Origin of the sequence: Isoptericola jiangsuensis (genome assembly GCF_048320105.1) — a bacterium.
GTDB classification, from domain to species: Bacteria; Actinomycetota; Actinomycetes; order Actinomycetales; family Cellulomonadaceae; genus Isoptericola; species Isoptericola jiangsuensis_A.
The window spans coordinates 187480-206267 of sequence record NZ_CP182942.1 but is presented as its reverse complement, the minus strand read 5'-3'; the positions used below and the strand labels follow the sequence as shown (position 1 = coordinate 206267).

General features: G+C 74.1%; 10 protein-coding genes and 1 pseudogene. All 11 read right to left on the bottom strand.

Annotated elements, in window-relative coordinates; genetic code table 11:
* Window positions 1–59: 59 nt before the first annotated feature.
* Complete coding sequence (locus tag ACNHYB_RS00915; protein WP_418276507.1) at window positions 60–2483, bottom strand: ComEC/Rec2 family competence protein; 2424 nt, start codon at window positions 2481–2483, stop codon at window positions 60–62.
* On the bottom strand, window positions 2480–3484 hold the full coding sequence (locus ACNHYB_RS00910; protein WP_418276506.1) for a helix-hairpin-helix domain-containing protein: 1005 nt from the start codon (window positions 3482–3484) through the stop codon (window positions 2480–2482). Before ACNHYB_RS00910 ends, ACNHYB_RS00915 begins: the two co-directional genes overlap by 4 nt.
* A 108-nt stretch (window positions 3485–3592) precedes the next feature.
* Entirely contained in the window at window positions 3593–4480 is an 888-nt protein-coding gene (locus ACNHYB_RS00905) for a DegV family protein (protein ID WP_418276505.1), read from the bottom strand.
* Between the two features lie 356 nt (window positions 4481–4836).
* Window positions 4837–7304: pseudogene (locus tag ACNHYB_RS00900) on the bottom strand (glycogen/starch/alpha-glucan phosphorylase).
* 101 nt (window positions 7305–7405) lie between these two features.
* Window positions 7406–10762 carry an ATP-binding protein gene (locus ACNHYB_RS00895; protein WP_418276504.1) on the bottom strand — a complete coding sequence of 1119 codons (3357 nt, stop codon included), beginning with the start codon at window positions 10760–10762 and terminating at the stop codon, window positions 7406–7408.
* The gene (locus ACNHYB_RS00890; RefSeq protein ID WP_418276503.1) at window positions 10759–11442 is read right to left on the bottom strand and encodes a DUF4194 domain-containing protein; all 684 of its coding nucleotides are present in this window, start codon (window positions 11440–11442) and stop codon (window positions 10759–10761) included. The genes ACNHYB_RS00895 and ACNHYB_RS00890 overlap by 4 nt, the downstream gene beginning before the upstream one ends.
* A complete protein-coding gene (locus ACNHYB_RS00885; protein WP_418276502.1) occupies window positions 11435–12922 on the bottom strand; it encodes a DUF3375 domain-containing protein in 1488 nt (495 codons plus the stop codon). Before ACNHYB_RS00885 ends, ACNHYB_RS00890 begins: the two co-directional genes overlap by 8 nt.
* An 8-nt stretch (window positions 12923–12930) precedes the next feature.
* The gene (gene leuS, locus ACNHYB_RS00880) at window positions 12931–15912 is read right to left on the bottom strand and encodes a leucine--tRNA ligase (RefSeq protein WP_418276501.1); all 2982 of its coding nucleotides are present in this window, start codon (window positions 15910–15912) and stop codon (window positions 12931–12933) included.
* Between the two features lie 45 nt (window positions 15913–15957).
* Complete coding sequence (locus tag ACNHYB_RS00875) at window positions 15958–16596, bottom strand: vitamin K epoxide reductase family protein (protein WP_418276500.1); 639 nt, start codon at window positions 16594–16596, stop codon at window positions 15958–15960.
* A 90-nt stretch (window positions 16597–16686) separates the two neighbouring features.
* Complete coding sequence (locus ACNHYB_RS00870) at window positions 16687–17889, bottom strand: MFS transporter (RefSeq protein WP_418276499.1); 1203 nt, start codon at window positions 17887–17889, stop codon at window positions 16687–16689.
* A gap of 193 nt (window positions 17890–18082) precedes the next feature.
* Window positions 18083–18787, bottom strand: a complete 705-nt coding sequence (locus tag ACNHYB_RS00865) for a metal-dependent transcriptional regulator (protein WP_418277961.1) — start codon at window positions 18785–18787, stop codon at window positions 18083–18085.
* Between the last annotated feature and the right edge of the window lies 1 nt (window position 18788).

The following is an 18788-nucleotide window of genomic DNA, read 5'->3' as shown; positions in this document are numbered from 1 at the left end:
TCCCCCGCGACCCGCCATGCTGGGCCGGTGGTGCCGGCAGCCCGCCGGCGCCGCCGGTGTCAGGTGCCCGTGCACGACAGCGCCAGCCGGCCGGCACGCACGGTGAGCACGGCCGTGCCGCACTCGTCGGTCCGTACCGTTCGCGCCCCGACCCCGGCGTACAGGTCCAGCGCGGCACGCGTCGGGTGTCCGTAGTCGTTCTGGCCGACGGGCACCAGGACCACGTCGGGGGCGAGCAGCCGAGCGAGCCGGGTCGACTGCGAGGCCGAGCCGTGGTGGGCCATCTTGAGGACCTCGACCGGGCCGTCGGGCAGGCCGTCGGCGACCAGGTCGGCGTGCAGCGCGTCCTGGCCGGGCTCCTCCAGGTCGCCGAGCGCGACGACGTCGACCCCGCCGGCCGTCCGCAGGGACACCGCCACGCTCGAGTCGTTCGCACCGGCGGTGTCCGCCGCACCGAGCACCCGCCAGCCCACGTCCCCGGCTCGCCCCTGCAGGCCCCGGCTGCCCGTCGTCACGCGCGCACCGGAGCCGGCCAGCGCGGCCAGGGTGCGCTGGGCCGGCGCCGCGGGTTCCGGGACGGCCGACACCAGGACGGCGCCCACCGGCTGCCGGGCGAGCACGGCGTCCAGGCCACCCACGTGATCGGTGTGGAAGTGGCTGAGCACCAGCAGGTCCACCCGCCGCACCCCGAGGGCGTCCAGGCACCGGGCAGCCGCGTGACCGGGTGGGCCGACGTCGACCACGACGGCAGAGCTCGGGCCGCTGCGGACCACGAGGGTGTCGCCCTGGCCGACGTCGCACGCCACCACCTGCCAGTCGGCCGGCGGACCTCCTGCACCGACCGCACCCCGCCCCACGACGAGGAGCACCGCCGCTCCAGCCAGGATCGGCACCAGGACCGCGGCAGCCAGGGCTGTCACCGCCGCCGGGCGGGTCGCCCGCACGGCCCGGCGCCGCCGGTTCCCGGTCCGACGGCGCAGCACGGTCGGCCGCACCGTCGGCAGCACCGTCCAGCCGCGGCCGGGCGGTCGCCGGAGCACCGGCACGAGCACGGCCGCCGTGACGACCGCCAGGGCGAGCGCACCGGACGCGCCCGACCACCACGGCAGCAACGCTCCCGGCAGGCCGGCGAAGAAGGTCGCCACGGCGGCGATCCACGCCGTGGGCAGACCCGCCGTCCACGCCACGACGGTGGCGAGGCCCGGCGCTCCCGGGGCGAGCAGGGTCGCCGTCAGTCCCAGCACCGTCGCCGGGACGAGCGCCGGAGCGGCGAGCACGTTCGCGGGCACGGACATCACCGCCACGGACGGGTCGAGCAGCACCAGGACGGGTCCGCAGGCGATCTGCGCCGCCCACGGCACCGCCAGCGCGAAGGCACCTGCCCGCCCGCACCACGGGGCCATCCGGCGCGCCAGCGGACCGGTGAGCAGCACGATGCCCGCCGTGGCGGCGCACGAGAGCGCGAAGCCGAACGAACGTGACTGCCACGGGTCGACCATCAGCAGCAGGGTCGAGGCCGTCGCCAACGCGGGCAGGCCCGCCGCCGGTCGCCCCAGCGCCAGGGCCAGCAGCGCCACGCCGCACGTCCAGGCCGCGCGCAGCACGCTCGGCTCCGGACGGACGAGCACGACGAAGCCGACGGCCACGACGAGCAGGACGGGCACCCGGACGGCGCGCGGCGCCCGGACCGCCACGAGGAGCGCGGTCGCCACGGCGAGCACGATGGCGAAGTGGCTGCCCGACACGGCCGTCACGTGGGTCAGACCGCTGGTCCTCATCGCGGCGTCGAGATCGTCCGGCACCCGGGTGGTGTCCCCGACCGCGGCCCCGGGGACCAGCCCCCGCGCCTGCGGGGACAGCCCGTCCGTGACGTCCAGGAGGGCGTCCCGCATCCTCGACGTGCCCCGCAGCACCGCTCCCGGCGCCACCGCCTCCGCCACGGGTGCGAGCGCGACGGCCTCGGCCACGGTGCCCGCCCCGATGCCGGGCGGGCCCAGGCGCACGTCGACCTCGACGCGCGCTCCGTACCGCGGCGGGTCACCGGGCGCCGTGACCTCCACGTGTCCCCGTCCCGGGCCGGCGACGCCCCGGGCGTCGACGTGCTCGACGGCGAGCGTCCACCGCTCCCCCTGGCCGAACGGTGCCGGTTCGGCCTGCGAGACCACGCTCCCGCGCAGGGTCGCCACGGCGCCCGCGGTGGCGAGGTCCTCCAGGGGACCGCGCGCAGCCTGCTGGACCTGCACGCCGGCGGCGAGCGCACCGACCCCCACCAGCACCAGCAGCAGGTGGGCGCACACCGCACCGCGGCGCCCCCGTCCGCGGGCCGGGACCAGGAGAGCGAGCACCACCGCGCCGAGGACCACGGCGCCCGCGGCGACCATCGTGGCGGACGACGCCGCCGGCCCGGTGAGGAGCCAGGCGGCGCACCAGGTCGCCAGCGACACCGGGACGAGCCGCAGGTCCGGGCCCGTCCGACCGGTCACACCACGACCTGGTCGCGCAGCTCGGCGAGGAGCACGGGCCCGATGCCCGAGACCTCGGTGAGCTCCTCGACGCTGGTGAACGGGCCGTTCTCCTGGCGCCAGGTGATGATGCGCTCGGCCAGGACGGGACCGACGCCCGAGAGCTGGGTGAGCGTGGCGGCGTCCGCGGTGTTCAACGGGACCGGCCCCGTCCCGGCGCCCGCGGACGTGCCGGATGCGGCCGGCGCCGCGGCAGGGGCCGGGACGTCCGTGGCCTGACCCGGCGCGGGGACGAGCACCTGCTCGCCGTCGACGACGTCGCGCGCCAGGTTCACCGCCGACAGGTCCGCCTCGTCGGTCGGCCCGCCGGCCGCCTCGACGGCGTCGGCCACCCGGGCACCGGGTGGGAGGGTGACGAGTCCCGGCTCGGCGACCTCTCCCACGACGTGCACGACGACGTCGGCGGCGACGGGCGCGCCGCCGAGGTCCTCGCCGGGTGACCGGTCGCCCGGATCGGCCCCGGGCGGTGTGTCGCCGAGCGACGAGTCGCCGAGCGGCTCGCCGTCCGGTGTTCGTCCACCGGGGTCGTCGGGTCCCGCGGACTCGGCGCCCGCCTCCTCGACCCCCGAGGACACCGTGACCCCCAGGTCCTCCGCCGTCCGGGGCCACGCCAGCACCGCCACGACCAGGACCACCAGCAGCAGCACGGCCGAGGCGGCGACGGCCGCCACCGGGGCGAGACCCCACCGGCGCCCGCCCCGGTCGTCGTCGTGCCAGGGGTGACCGTGCGCGGCACTGTAGGCCGCCGCGACGTGCGCCGCGGAGCGTCTCGAGCGCAGGCGCTCGGCCAGCTCGCCGTCCGGACCGCCGGCCCGACCCTCGTCCGGACTGCCCGCCGCACCACCGTGCGCAGTGCCGGCCGTGCTGCCGGACGGACGAGCAGCCGGGTCCGCGAGCGCGGAGCGCAGGGCGTCGAGCCGCGTGGCGACCGGGTCGTCCGGTCGCCGGGAAGTGGTGGTCACGTCGCGACGCTAGGGCGACGCCCCGAGGTGGCGCGCCGTCGTCGGACCGGGCTGTGGAGAGCCTGCGCCTGTGGGCGACCGTGGACCGACCGGAGACCTACCGGCCGACTACCAGGGACCGCCGGGTTCGATGTCGTGGACGTGCGACCCGCGGTCGGCGACGACGACGGCGAGCGCACCGGGACCCACGTGCGCCCCGAGCACGGCGCTCACGGGCGTGACGACGGGCCGGGTGCCGACACGGTCGGCCAGGGTGTCGGCGACCTCCTCGGCCCGTTCCGGCGCGCCGAGGTGGTGCACGGCGAGCACGGGCCGGGTGCACTCCTCGGCGCGGGTCACGGCCATGTCGACCAGGCGGGCCACGGCCGCCCGGCGGGTGCGCACCCGCTGGACGAGGTCGACGCGCCCGTCCGACAGGCCGAGGATCGGCCGCACACCGAGCGCCGCCCCGAGGGCGGCGGCCGGGGCCGAGAGCCGACCCCCGCGGCGCAGGTGGTCCAGGGAGTCGACGAGGAAGGTCGCCCGTGCGGACGCCGCGACCTCCTCGGCGCGCCGTGCCACGTGGTCGGCGTCGCAGCCCACCGCCGCGCACCGCGCCGCCTCGACCGCCGCGAAGCCCATCGCCATGGCGGCGGTGCGGGAGTCGACGACCCGCACCGGCAGCATGGCGCGCTGGCCCGCACGGGCCGCGGAGTCGACGGTCCCGGACAGGGCGCTCGACAGGTGGATGGAGACCACGGCCCTGGCCCCGCGCGCCACCTGGTCGCGGTACACCGCGGAGAACTCCTCGGTGGAGGGCTGGGAGGTCGTCAGACGCTCCCCGCCGGAGATCCGGGCGGCCACGTCCTGCCAGGAGATGTCCACCCCCTCGCGGCGGGTGCCGTCGGCGGTGACCACGTGCAGCGGCACCACCACGGGGACGTCCTCGGGCGAGCCCAGGACGTCGTCGACGGCCAGGTGGCCGGGGTCGGGGAGGCAGGCCGTCGAGTCGGTCACGACTCGCACTGCAGGTTCGTCGCGCATGTCGTGGCGAGTCTAGTCGGCGCTGCCGCGACCGCGACGGCGGCATGGTCCTCGTCGCGCGACGAGGACCACCGAGGGGTAGCGTGCTCCGCATGCCCGACGACGCCACGCAGTCCACCGCCTCGGCGGTCCGGGCTCCGCACCGTGCCGCAGCGTGCGGTGCATGGCGACTCGTCATGGTCGACCGGGTCACGCACGACGCGGAAGGAAGGCACGTACCAGGACGTGCTCGACACCACCGTGCCGGCGAGGACGGTCGGCTCCGTCCCTGAGCGGGGGAAGACCGTCGTCGGGCACCGAGAGCGTTCGGTGCCCGACGACGGTCCGGGTCAGCGCTCCTCGGTGCGCCAGATGCGGTCGAGGTAGTCCCGCATCGACCGGTCGGACGAGAAGAACCCCGCACGGGCCACGTTGAGGACGGCCGACCTGCTCCACGCGTCCGGGTCGCGGTAGGCGGCCTCGACCCGCTCCTGCGCGTCCAGGTACGCCTGGAAGTCCGCCAGGACCATGAAGCGGTCCTCGCCCAGCAGGTTGGACACGACCGGCTCGAACGTGGACCGGTCGCCGCCGGAGAACTCCCCGTGCGCCACGAGGTCGAGCGCCCGGCGCAGCGTGGCGTTCTCCTCGTAGTACGACGACGGGCGGTAGCCCGTCTCCGCCAGCGCCGCGGCCTCCGGCTCCGTCAGGCCGAACAGGAAGAAGTTGTCGTCGCCGACGAGCTGGCGGATCTCCACGTTCGCGCCGTCGTCGGTGCCGATCGTCAGCGCCCCGTTGAGCGCGAACTTCATGTTCCCCGTGCCGGACGCCTCCTTGCCGGCCAGGGAGATCTGCTCCGACAGGTCGGCGGCGGGGATCAGGGTCTCGGCGACGGTGACGTCGTAGTTGGCAGGGAAGGCCACGTGCAGCGCGCGCGACGCCTCGGGGTGGGAGTTGACGACGGCACCCACGTGGTTGATCAGCGCGATGATCTCCTTGGCCATCACGTACCCCGGGGCGGCCTTGGCGCCGAACACGACCGTGCGGGGCACCATGTCGGCCGGGTCGACCTGCCCGGAGACGATCCGGTCGTACAGGGCGACGACGTGCAGGATCTTCAACGTCTGTCGCTTGTACTCGTGCAGACGCTTGACCATGACGTCGAGCATCGTGTCCGGGGGAGCTCGATCCCGTCGCGCCGTGCGAGCAGGGCGACGAGCCGTTCCTTGTTCTGCGCCTTGACGTCCCGGAAGCGGCGGCGGAACTCCGGGTCGTCGGCCAGCGGCTCGAGCTCGCGCAACCGGTCCAGGTCGGTGACCCAGCCGTCGCCGATCGCCTCGGTGATCAGCCCCGACAGCCCCGGGTTCGCCAGCCGCACGAACCGGCGCGGGGTCACCCCGTTGGTGACGTTGGTGAACTTCTGCGGCCACAGGGTCGCGAAGTCCGCCAGCACCTTGTCCCGCAGGAGCTGGGAGTGCAGCTCGGCGACACCGTTGACCTTCGTCGCCGCCACCGTGGCCAGGTGTGCCATCCGCACCGCGCGGAACGGGTGCTCGGCGATGACGGACATGCGCCGCACCAGGATCTCGTCGTCGCCGGCGCTCTCGCGGACCTCGTCGAGGAACTCGTCGTTGATGCGGTAGATGATCTCCAGGTGCCGCGGCAGCAGACGCCCGAGCAGCTCGACCGGCCACACCTCCAGAGCCTCCGGCAGCAGCGTGTGGCACGTGTACGCGAAGCAGCTCCGCGTCACCTCCCACGCCTCCGCCCACTCGAAACCGTGGTCGTCGACCAGGATCCGCATGAGCTCCGGCACCGCGATCACCGGGTGGGTGTCGTTGAGCTGGAAGCAGATCCGCTCCCCCAGCCGGTGCAGGTCGAAACCCTGCGGCAGCAGCTGGTCGATGAAGTCCCGCAGCGAGCACGCCACGAAGAAGTACTGCTGCTGCAGGCGCAGCTCCTTGCCCTGCGGCGTCGAGTCCTCCGGGTAGAGGACCTTGGAGATGTTCTCCGCGAACGTCTGCGCCCGGACCGCCTCGGCGTAGTCGCCGTAGTTGAAGATCTTCAGGTCGAAGGCGTGCGTCGCGCGGGCGCTCCACAGGCGCAGCGTGTTGACCTGCCCGTTGCGGTACCCGGGCACCATGTAGTTGTACGGCACGCCGAGCACCTGCCAGCCCGGCACCCAGCGGGTGCGCTCGACGGCGTCGTCCCCCTCGCCGTCGATGTACTTCTCGGTGTGCCCGCCGAACGACACCGTCACCTCGTGCTCCGGGTGGGCGAACTCCCACGGCGAGCCGTTGTCGAGCCAGTGGTCCGGCTCCTCGACCTGCCGCCCGTCCACGAACGTCTGGCGGAAGATCCCGTACTCGTAGCGGATGCCGTAGCCGATCGCCGGGACCGACATCGTCGCCAGCGAGTCGATGAAGCACGCCGCCAGCCGGCCGAGCCCCCCGTTGCCGAGACCCGGCTCCACCTCGGCCTCGCGCAGCTCCGCGAGGTCCAGGCCGAGCGAGGCCATCGCCTCCGCGGCGATGTCCTGCAGGTCCGCGGCGAGCAGCGCGTTGTCGAGCTGGCGGCCCAGCAGGAACTCCGCCGACAGGTAGGCGACCGCCTTCGGCTGGGTGCGGTAGTGCTCCGTCGTGGTCTGCATCCACCGCGACATCAGGTAGTGGCGCACGGTGCGCGCCAGGGCGAGGTAGGTGTCGTTGGTGGTGGCGCGTTCCAGCACCGTGCCCTGCGTGAAGTTCAGCTCGCGCAGGAACTCCCGCACGAACCCTTCGACGGAGTGCTCCGGGCTGATGATCAGCGGTGTCTCGGTCACGGGTCCGACCCTACTCACGCTCCGCGCCGGTGTCGTCGGCAGACGCGACACCGACCCCTGACGGTCACACGACCGTAGCGAACCGGACACGTGGTGCCCGGTCACACCCCCACGAGCGTCACCAGCCGCGAGCGCCCCGCGTCGTCCTTCACGGCCTGCAGCACGACGTCGACGTGCGGCTCGAGCGCGCTCACCTTGTCCAGCGGGGCACCGATGACGAGCTGGAACCCCAGGCCCCGCCACGCCCCGACGGCACGCCCCGCGAACCGGGCGTCCGCCTTGATGAACGCCTCGTCGAGGAAGACCGGTGCGTACCGGGGACGGTCGGCACCCGCGTCGCCGAGCTGGTAGCGCAGCGCCGCACCGACGATGAACGCCACCAGCTCCTGCGACTCGCCACCGGACTTGCCGGCGATGTGGTCGTACACCGAGACGTGGTTGCCGTCGAGGTCCACGCACTCCGCGGAGATGCGCACGTGCTCGCGCACGTCCACCAGCCGTCGACGCTCCGGGGAGTCGACGCGGATCCGGTCGACGAGACGCGCCATCCGCTCGAAGCGGCGTGCCCGCTCGGCCGGCGTCTGCTCCCCCGGGTCGGCCGCCAGCTCGCGCAGCCTGCGCCGGAAGGAGGCGACGTCCTTGGCCTCGGTGACCTGGGCGGTGATGCGCAGCCGGTGGGCGTCGTCGCGGAACGGCAGCGTCGCGAGGATCGCGTTCACGGGTTCCATGCGCTCGCGGATCTCCGTCACGGACCGGTTCATGACGTTGCCGAGCAGGGTGAGGTCGTGCCCGCTGAGCCTGCCGAGCGTGCGGGACCACCGTTCGGTGAGCTCGTAGAGGCGCTGGTCCTCGATCTCGGTGAGGATCCGCGCGAAGTCGTCGTAGGAGCCGTCGGGGTCGGTGCCGAGGTTCGGGTTCGGCCAGGAGTCGCAGAACCGTTCGAACACGCCCGCCAGGCCGGCCCGGGCGGCCTGGCCGGCGGCGAGGGCCGCCTCACGGTCCCGGGCGAGCTCACGGGCCACGGCGTCGGTCGCCTGGTCCAGCGCGGCGAACGTCAGCGCGTCCACGTCCCCCGGGGCCACGGCGCGCAGCGTCACCTCGAGCCGGTCGCGCTGGGCGTCGGTGGGCAGGACTGCGTCGCTCTCGGCGCGCTCGACCGCGTCGGTCACCTGGTCCACGAGGTCGGTGATGGCCGCCCACTGCTCGGAGAGCTCGCGGACCCGGTTCTCGGCGTCCGCGCGCTCGCGGTAGAGCTCGGTGAGGCGGGCACGCAGCCGCTGCTCGTCGTCGGACAGGGCACGCAGGACGTCGGAGCCGTCCTGGAGCGCGACGAGGCGTTCGCGGCGCTCGTCGAGCGCCTGCTGCGCTCCGGCGACGTCGACGTCCTCCCACGTGATCCGCAGGACCTGGCCGGCGGCGACGAGCTCGTCGGTGTGGGCGCCGTGCCGCAGACGGGCACCCTGGAGCTCCTCGGTGGCCTGGCGCAGCGCGGTCCGCGCGGACTCGACGTCGCCCGCGAGCCGTTCGCGCCGGCGTGCGTTGGAGAAGCCGAGCACGGACGCCCGTCCGGTGCCGCCGTGGGCGCCGCGGGCGCCGTCGGAGATCTGTCCGGTGCGTGTCAGGGCCCGGGCGTGGTCGCGCAGCTCGGCGGGGTCGTCGACGCACACGTAGGAGAAGCGCTCGGTCAGTCGTTCGGCGAGCCAGCCGCCGAACGGTCCGGCCTTGACCTCGAGCCGGCCGGGCAGGGTGCGGGGGTCGGCGTCGTCGGCGAGGGGCAGACCGGTGGGGACCCCCTCGAAGCGCAGGCGGCGGCGCAGCGGCACCTGGTCGATCGCGGCGCGGAAGCCGGCGAGGCGGTCGGCGTCGACGAGCAGCGTGGTGGCGAAGCCGCCGAGCGCCAGCCCGACGGCGTCCCGCCAGGGTTCGTACTCGCCGCGGACCTCCAGCAGCTCGCCGACGAACGGCAGCTCGTCGGGGTCCAGCCCGGCCGCCTCGGCGAGCGCCACGCGCGCCGCGTGGTCCTCCGGGCCGACGTTCCCGCGTCGTCGGGCGAGGGAGTCGCGTTCCTGCTCCAGGCGGGCGAGGCGCTTCTCGGCGTCGGCGACCCCCTGACGTGCCGCGAGGACGGCGTCCTCCAGGGCGGCGCCGCGCTCGGCGCGCCCCTCCACCAGGGCGCTCGCCCGGCGGGTCACCGCGAGGAACTCCTTGCGCGTCGCCGCCGTCCGGTCCAGGACGGCGAGCTGGGCGTCCAGGGTGGCCCGCGCCTCGCGGGCCGCCTCCAGGGCCTCGGTGCGACGACGGACGTCCCGCTCGGTGGTCTCCACGGCGTCGCCGCCCTGGCGGCGCAACGACTCGCGCACCTCCTCCAGGTCGGCCTCGGCCCCGGCGATCCGCGCGACGGCGGCCGTGCGGCGTTCCTCGGCGGCCCGGTGGGCGGTGCGGTTCGCGTCCTCCTCGGCGCGCACGAGCGCCAGGCGCCGTGCGTCCCGCCAGGCGCGGTACGGCGTCGGGCCGGTGGTGTCGGCCAGGCCGAGGCCGTCGACGAGGTCGACGGCCCGGGCCGCGTCCTCCACCTGGGCGCGCAGGGCGCGCATCGGGCGCAGCACCTCCACCTGGCGGGTCGCGGTGAGCATCTCGGTCCGCACCGCGCTCAGCTCGTCGAAGTGCTCCACGGCGCGGTCGGCGACCTGCAGCGTCTCCGGCTCGGTGAGCACCATGGCCTTGTACAGCGCGTCGACGGTGGTGATCGCCTGCCCGGCCTGGATGCGCCCCAGGAGCTGCACGGCCTTGTGCCCGTCGCCCGCCGCGCCGATGCCGAGGGCGGCGTGCAGCCGTGTCGCGAAGGCGACGTCGGTGTCGTACGGCACCAGGTCCGCCTCGACGAGGCCGGCCCGGGCGAACCGGCCCGGCACGAGGTCCTCGAGCGCGCGCAGGTCGAACGCGGCCTCGCGGGTGGCGCGCACGACGACGCAGTCCTCGTTGCGCGTGGCACCGCGCGGCACGTACCACGCGCGCAGCGCGGTCAGGACGCTGCCGGACTGGTCCGTCCACGACATCGCGATCGCCGACCACGTGTCCACGCCGTCCCCGCGCAGCACCTGCTCGCGGCTGGTCGCGCCGTCCGCCCGCGACTCGTCGAGCTTGCCGCGCGCGTACGACAGCACGTTGCGCTGCTCGCGCCCGCGCGCCCGCCCCGACGTCGCGCCGTTGGAGGCCCCGTTGAACGGGGTCGTGTGGCTCATCATCAGAGCGATGTAGGCGTCCAGCAGCGTCGACTTGCCGGACCCGGACGACCCGGACAGCAGGGTCGCCGACGGCGAGAAGCGCACCTCGTGGTGACCGTGGTACCCGCCCCAGTTGACGAGCTGCATCGACGTGGCCGTCCACTGCCTGCCGTCGGACGCGGTCGGGATGAGCCCGAACAGCGAGTCCGCCATCCGGGGGCTGAGCACGGTCATGCGGAGACCTCCGGGGTGTCGGCACGGAGCCAGGCCGTGAGCTCCGCCAGCCGGTCGACCGGCAGCAGGATCTCCACGACGGGCAGGATGCGGTAGCGGCCCGCGGCGACCTCGGCGAGGACCTGCTCGCGCACGAGCGTGGCCACCGCGTTGTCGATCTCGCGGCGGCGGGCCGCGAGGTTCGTCTCGTCGTGCGCCAGGAAGCCCAGGGTGTAGTCCGTGAGCTCCTCGGCGTCGACGAACGCCGCAGCCGTGCCGCTGCCCTGCTCCTGGCGGAAGCGGTTGCGCACGAACAGCATGAGCAGGGTCTCGATGCGCTTGTACGGCTCGTCGCGGAGCAGCACCGGGATCGCGAGGCCCTCGGACCGCACCTGACGCTTGTAGGCGATCTCGTAGTCGCGGTCGACGACGAGTTCGACGAACAGGTCGTGCAGCCGCGAGGACAGCACCTGCTGATGGGTGAGCAGGTGCTTCCACTCGGCGGGGTGGTCCGCGGCGGACAGGTAGCGCCGCTGCAGCAGCAGCGCGAGCACCCGGCGGGCCTCGAAGGGCAGCACACCGGTGTCACCCGCGAAGAGCACCTCGTCGTCGTCCTCGATCGCGACGGTCTCCACGAACGTGCCGCGCGCGGCGTCCGTGCCGGTGGTGGCCTCCACCTCGTCGACGTCCAGGTCAGTCATCGGTCCTCCTGATCGGCGTGCGGCGCAGCACGAAGTCGCGGGTGGTGCCGTCGGAGCGCGTGGTCCGCACGCTCTCCAGGTCCGCGGCGGGCACGTCGCCGGAACCGTCGTCGGACCAGCCCCCGGAGCCGGCGGCCAGGTCGAGATAGCCGAGCACCTCGACCGGGCGACGCAGGCTGCGGGGACCGGCCGCGAACGCCGCACCCACGCTGACGCCGTCGGGCAGCGTCGCGAGGTGCGCGGTGAGGTCGCCGTGGCGGGGACCGCCCATGGCACGCAGGTCGTCGATCTCGTCACCGGACGCGTCGTCGTCCTGGTACTGGAGCCGGCCGGGCGGCGTCTCGGGACGCAGGTCGCTGAACGAGTCGCGCCACCGCCCCGGACGGGCGCGCTCGAACCAGCGCAGCGGCTCCACCCTGGCGGCCCGGCCGGTGTGCACGAACCAGTCCGCCATCGCCGCCGTGGCCTCCCGCAGCGCGTCGTCCAGCTCACGGTCGCGCAACGGGTTGTGGTGGCGGATCTGGGCCGTGACGGTGCGCGAGGCACGGGCCTGCGCGGCGAGCACCACCTCGATCGCGCCGACGAGCTGGGAGCGCAGGGTGCGCAGCGCGACGCGCTGCTCGGCCGGGAGGTCGCCCGCGAACGGGTGGTCCAGGATCGTGCGGACCCGCTCCTCGAGGCTGTCGAGCAGCACCGGGTCCGCGAGCAGCTCCATGGCACCGGCGAACGCCCGACCCTCGGGGGTGCGCTCCAGCAGGTTCTCCGAGGCGTCGAGGTAGTCGGCGACGACGACACCCGTGGCCCGCTCGTCCTGGCGCAGCCGCGTGACCATGTCGCGCTGCAGCGTCGTGATGGACTCGGCCACGCGGGCGAAGTCGGTGGGCAGCTCGCGCACGAGGAGCATCAAATGGTCGTACTGCTCGGTGAGGCGGTCCGGGTCCGCCCGCTCCACCGCGCCGCCGGCCTCGAGGCGTTCGAGCTCGGCCCGGTCCTGGGCGATCCGTGAGCGCAGCTCGCGCATCCGCGCGGCGGGGTCGGGGCGCGCGTCGCGGGCGAGGTCCTCGACCGCGACCAGCAGGGTCCGGATGCGTGACTCGCTGACCAGGCCGCGAGCGCCCTGCGTGCGTGCGACGACGTCGAGCGCCTCGGCCGCGTAGCTGGAGACCTGGTAACGCTCGGCCCCGTCGTCGTCCACCGAGCGCACGAGCCAGCGTTCTCGCACCCACCGGGTGCACAGCACGCGCGCGGGCTCCTCCGGGACGGTGGTGCGCGCCGGCCGGGCGGCGGTGCGCAGGTCCGCCAGGAGGGTGTCGACCTCCACGTGGAGCTGTTCGGTCGCCACGGTGGGGCGGTCGGCGGTGAAGACCGCGCGCAGCACCGCCACGACCAGGGGTGCCTCCGCCTTGTGCAGCAGGCCGAGGGTGGGCGCGGCGAAGACCCGCTCGACCCCGGCGAGCGTCGCCGCGTGCGCGTGCGTCACCAACGAGGTCAGACGACGATGTTGACGAGCTTCGGGGCCCGCACGATCACCTTGCGCACGGTCGCCCCGTCGATCGCCCGGACCACGTTGGGCTCGGCGAGCGCCGCGGCCTCCAGGTCCGCCTCGGAGATCGACGGCGCGACCTCGAGGCGCCCGCGCACCTTGCCCTTGACCTGGACGACGCAGGTGACGGTGTCCTCCACGAGGTACTGCTCGTCGGCCGTCGGGAAGGGTTCGCGCGCCAGGGAGGCGTCGTGCCCCAGCCGCTGCCACAGGTCCTCGGCGATGTGGGGCGCGATCGGCGCGACCATCAGCACCAGGGGCTCCACGGCGGACCGCGGCACGGAGTCCAGCCCGGTGAGGTGGTTGTTGTACGCGATGAGCTTGGCGATCGCCGTGTTGGGTCGCATCTGCTCCATCTCGACGCGGACGTCCGCGACGGTGCGGTGCAGGGCGCGCAGGGTGGCGAGCTCCGGCTCGGCGTCCGTCACGACCAGCGCGCCGGATTCCTCGTCGACGACGTTGCGCCACAGGCGCTGCAGGAACCGCTGGGAACCGACGACGTCGCGGGTGTTCCAGGGACGCGACTGGTCCAGCGGGCCCATCGTCATCTCGTAGACGCGGAACGTGTCCGCACCGTACGCGGAGTACATCTCGTCGGGCGTGACGACGTTCTTCAGGGACTTGCCCATCTTGCCGTACTCGCGCTCGACGGGTTGGCCCTGGTAGGTGAACCCGGTCTGCTCGTCGCCCTCGACGTCGGCGGCGGGCACGTACGCGCCGCGGGCGTCGGTGAAGGCGTAGGCCTGGATGTAGCCCTGGTTGAACAGCTTGCCGAAGGGTTCCAGGGAGGCGACGTAGCCCAGGTCGTGCAGCACCTTGTGCCAGAACCGCGCGTACAGCAGGTGCAGCACGGCGTGCTCGACGCCCCCCACGTACAGGTCGACGCCGCCGGCGGGACCGGAGGTGGCGTTGTGGCGCGGGCCCATCCAGTAGCCCTCGAGGGAGGGGTCGACGACGGCGCTGCCGTCGGCGCGGGCGGTCGAGGCGTCGGTGGGGTCGAGGTAGTTCAGGTAGTACCAGCACGACCCGGCCCAGTTGGGCATGGTGTTGGTGTCGCGGCGGTACTGCTGGGGACCGTCGCCGAGGTCGAGGGTGACGTTCACCCAGTCGTCGTTGCGGCCCAGCGGTGCCTCCGGCTCGGAGCCGGCGTCGTCGGGCTCGAAGGTGCGCGGCGCGTAGTCGGGCACGTCGGGCAGGTCGACGGGCAGCATCTCGGCGGGGATCGCGACGGGGCGGTCGTCCGCGTCCCACAGGATGGGGAACGGCTCGCCCCAGTACCGCTGGCGGGAGAACAGCCAGTCGTTCAGCCGGTACGTGGTGGTGCCCTCGCCGGCGCCCTTGGCCTCGAGCCAGGCGATGATCCGCGCCTTGGCCTCGACGACGTCGAGGCCGTCCAGCGAGATCTCGTCGTTGGCGGAGCGCACGGTGACGCCGTCGCCGGTCCAGGCGCCCTCGTGCCCCTCGGGCAGGCCGCCGGCGGGCTCCACGGTGTGCACGACCGGCAGCTCGAACGCCTCGGCGAAGTCGAAGTCACGCTGGTCACCGCCGGGCACGGCCATGATCGCGCCGGTGCCGTAGCCCATGAGGACGTAGTCCGCGGTGAAGACGGGCACGGTCTCGCCGTTGACGGGGTTGACGGCCAGGTGGCCGGTGAACACGCCCGTCTTCTTGCCGGCGTCGGCCTGCCGCTCGACGGCCGTCTTGGCGGCGGCCTCCCTGCGGTACGCGGCGACGGCCTCGGTCGGGCCGGCGTGGCCACCGGTCCAGGCGTCGCGGGTGCCGTCGGGCCACGCGGCGGGCACCTCGTCCAGCAGGGGGTGCTCCGGGGAGACCACCATGAACGTGGCGCCGAACAGGGTGTCCGGGCGGGTGGTGAACACCTCGACCTGCTCGCCCGAGCCCGCCGGGTCCAGGTCGGTGGCGGCGACGACGTCGAACCGGACCGAGGCGCCGGTGGAGCGGCCGATCCAGTTGCGCTGCATGGCCTTGACCTTGTCCGGCCAGTCGATGAGGGCCAGGTCGTCGGTCAGGCGGTCGGCGTAGGCGGTGATCCGCATCTTCCACTGGCGCAGGTTGCGCGTGAAGACGGGGAAGTTGCCGCGCTCGGAGCGTCCGTCGGCGGTGACCTCCTCGTTGGCCAGCACGGTGCCCAGCCCGGGGCACCAGTTCACCGGGGAGGAGTCGACGTAGGCGAGACGCTGGGCGTCCACGACGTCGCGCTGCTCGGCCACGCTCAACGAGGACCAGACGGCGCCGCCGGCGTTGTCGCCGTCGTGGCCCGGCACGGCGCGGGTCCCGGCGGCCAGCTCCTCGCGCAGCTCGGCGATGCGCCGGGCGCGGCCACGGCCGGTGCCGACCGTGTCACCGGGGCGTTCGGCGGCGTCGTCGTACCAGGAGTCGAAGATCTGCAGGAAGATCCACTGCGTCCAGCGCACGTACTCGGGGTCGATCGTGGCGAAGGTGCGCCGCGGGTCGTGGGCCAGGCCCATGCGGCGCAGCTGGCGCTTCATGGTGGCCATGTTGGCCTCGGTGGTGGTGCGCGGGTGCTGGCCGGTCTGGACGGCGTACTGCTCGGCCGGCAGGCCGAAGGCGTCGTAACCCAGGGCGTGCAGCACGTTGTCGCCGCACATCATGCGGAAGCGGCCGACCACGTCGGTGGCGATGTAGCCCAGCGGGTGCCCCACGTGCAGGCCGGCGCCCGAGGGGTACGGGAACATGTCCATGATGAAGTACGGCTGGCCGGTGGCCTGGGCGCCGTCGGGCCCGGCGAGCGCACCGGACGGGTTCGCGGCGTGGAACGTGCCGCGCTCCTCCCACACGTCCTGCCAGCGCTCCTCGATCTGCTGGGCGAGCGCCGGGGTGTACCGGTGGGCGGGCTCGTCGGGGCGCTGGGACGTCACAGGGGTGCTGGGGTGGGGCGTGCTCACCTGCGGGAGTCTACCGGCCGGCCGCCCGGCGACCGGCAGGGATTCTCACCGGAAGGAGGCGACGAGCGCGGGCCCGACCGCGACCAGCAGCCAGGCCAGCGCCACGATGTAACCGATCACGAGGAACACCCAGTGGTACTCCACGACGGCGCCGCGCAGGGACTCGGCTACACGCAGGTCGCGGTCCCGCACCGCGCGGACCACCTGGTACCACAGCAGCGGCCACATGATGGTCCACACGACCATGCAGGCGGGGCACAGGGCGACCAGCGCGTAGAAGCTCGTCCACATGAGGAAGAACACCAGGAGCTGGCCGACGACGGTGCCGCCGAGCAGCCACAGGTGGTACCAGCGCGGCAGCACGGCACCGGTCAGCAGGACGACGCCGGTCGTGACGACCACGGGGAACGCCGCCACCCCGATGAACGGGTTGGGGAACCCCAGCAGCGCTCCCTGCCACGACCCCATCGCGACGCCGCAGTCGAGGAACACGTTGATGGAGCACGAGGTGACGCGGTCGGGGTCCTGCAGCTTGAGGATCTTCTCCACGGCGAGCCAGATCGACCCGCCGAAGCCGATCCCGCCGAGCACGACGAGCAGCGTGCCGTAGGCGCGGGCGGACGGGAACGAGCGCCGTCCCGCGATGGTGGTGTCGTGGTCGGTGGTCGCCGTCGTGTCGGTCACGCGGTGACGGTACCGCACCGTTCCGGGACGCCTGACGCCGCCGGGGCACCGCCGGCCGCCCAGGGGCCGTGTGGTGCCGGCCCGGCGACGTCAGGCCGGGCGTGCCGGCGCCCGCCACCGCGCGGTGGCGAGCACGATGGCGAGGCCGACGACGGTGAGCGCAAGCCCCACCCAGGCCGGTGCCACGTAGCCCCAGCCGGCCGCGATGACGAGCCCTCCGAAGAACGCGCCGCTCGCGTTGCCGAGGTTGAGCGCCGAGTGGCACAGCGCCGCGCCCAGGGACTCGGTGCGCGGCGAGAGGTCCATCAGCCGGGTCTGCATGGCCAGGCCGAGCACCTGGGAGGTGACGCCCAGGAGGAACAGCCCGCTGACGGCACCGACGACGGTCGTCGCGGTGAGGGCGAACACCACCAGCGCGACACCGGTGGCGACGAACCCCCCGATCACGGTCCCGAGGACGGAACGGTCCGCGAGGCGCCCACCGAGCAGGGTGCCCACCGTCATCCCGACGCCCATGATGGCGAGCACCCACGGCACGGCGCCCTCGCTCATGCCGGTCACGCCGGTGATGGTGGGCGCCACGTAGGTGTACACGGCGAACAGCCCGCCGAACCCGATGGACCCGGCGACGAAGGCGACCCACAGCGGCCCGTTGGCGAGCGAGCCGAGCTCGTTGCGAACGCTCGACTCGACGGGCCCGCGCTCGGGGACGAACCAGAACAGTGCGGCCAGCGCCACGGCGCCGAGCACGCCGATGAGCAGGAACGCCGCGCGCCATCCCATCGCCTGGCCGACGGCGGTCGACAGCGGGACGCCGACGACGTTCGCGACCGTGAGGCCGGTCATCATCATCGCCACGGCGTGGCCGCGACGACCGGGCCCGGCCACGGAGGCACCGACGGCGGCCCCGACGCCGAAGAAGGCGCCGTGCGGCAGCCCGGCGAGGAACCGCCCCGCCACGAGCCACTCGATGCTGGGAGCGGCGGCGCTGAGCACGTTGGCCAGCGTGTAGAAGCCCATGAGCACGAGCAGCAGGCGACGACGGGACATCTTCGCGGCGACCACGGTGAGCAGGGGTGCCCCGACGACGACCCCCACGGCGTACGCGGTGATGGCGTGGCCGGCCACGGGGTCGCTCACGCCCAGGTCGCCGCCGATCTGCGGCAGCAGGCCCATCGTGGCGAACTCGGTGGTGCCGATGGTGAACCCGCCCAGGGCGAGCGCGAGCAGCGCCCGGCCCGCGTGCGGGGTCGGGGTGGGGGCGTCCGTGGTGCGTGCCGCCGTGGTCGTCACAGCATCATCCTCTCGAAACGATTCGACGACGCCACGCCAGGAGGCGCGCACGTCGTCGGGAATGCTGCCCACCCTATGCCCGGACCACCCCGGTACGCGACGCCGCGACGCCGGTGGGGGTGGGTGGTCGACTCGAGGACCTGGCTCTGTTCGGGCCGAGGCGGGACGGTCGCAGACGACTTCGCCCGACCTCCTACGCCGTCGTCACGACCCGGATGCGCGACGCGGCCAGGTGCCCGAGGTCCACGGCCACCGGGCCGTCGGCGCCCCGCCACGTGAGCGAGATGGTGCCGGCGTAGTCGCGGCGCTGCTCCACGGTGACCTCGACGTCGAGCTCGAGCCCGAGTCCGGACAGGTAGCGCAGCGCCTCGGGGTCGGCGTCCGAGATCCGCGCGACGACACCGCTCGCCCCCTCGGGCAGCTCTTCCAGCGGGACGGCGTCGGGCCGTTCGACGCGGCCGTCCGCCGTCGGGATGGGGTCGCCGTGCGGGTCGCGGGTGGGATGCCCGAGCCGGGCGTCGATGCGCTCCACCAGCCGGTCCGAGACGGCGTGCTCCAGCACCTCGGCCTCGTCGTGCACCTCGTCCCAGCCGTACCCCAGCTCGCGCACCAGCCAGGTCTCGATGAGCCGGTGCCGGCGCACCATCGCCAGCGCGTGCCGCCGCCCCACGTCGGTGAGCCACACCCCGGAGTACGGCTCGTGGCCCAGCAACCCCTGGGCGGTCAGGCGGCGCACGGTCTCGGAGACCGTCGACGGCCCCACGCCGAGCCGCTCGGCGAGCATGCCGGTGGTGACCCTGACCTCGCCCCACTCCTGGGCCGACCACACCGCCTTGAGGTAGTCCTGCGCGACCGGGGTCAGGTCGTCAGGGCCGTCGGTACCGGGCGAGGTGTCCATC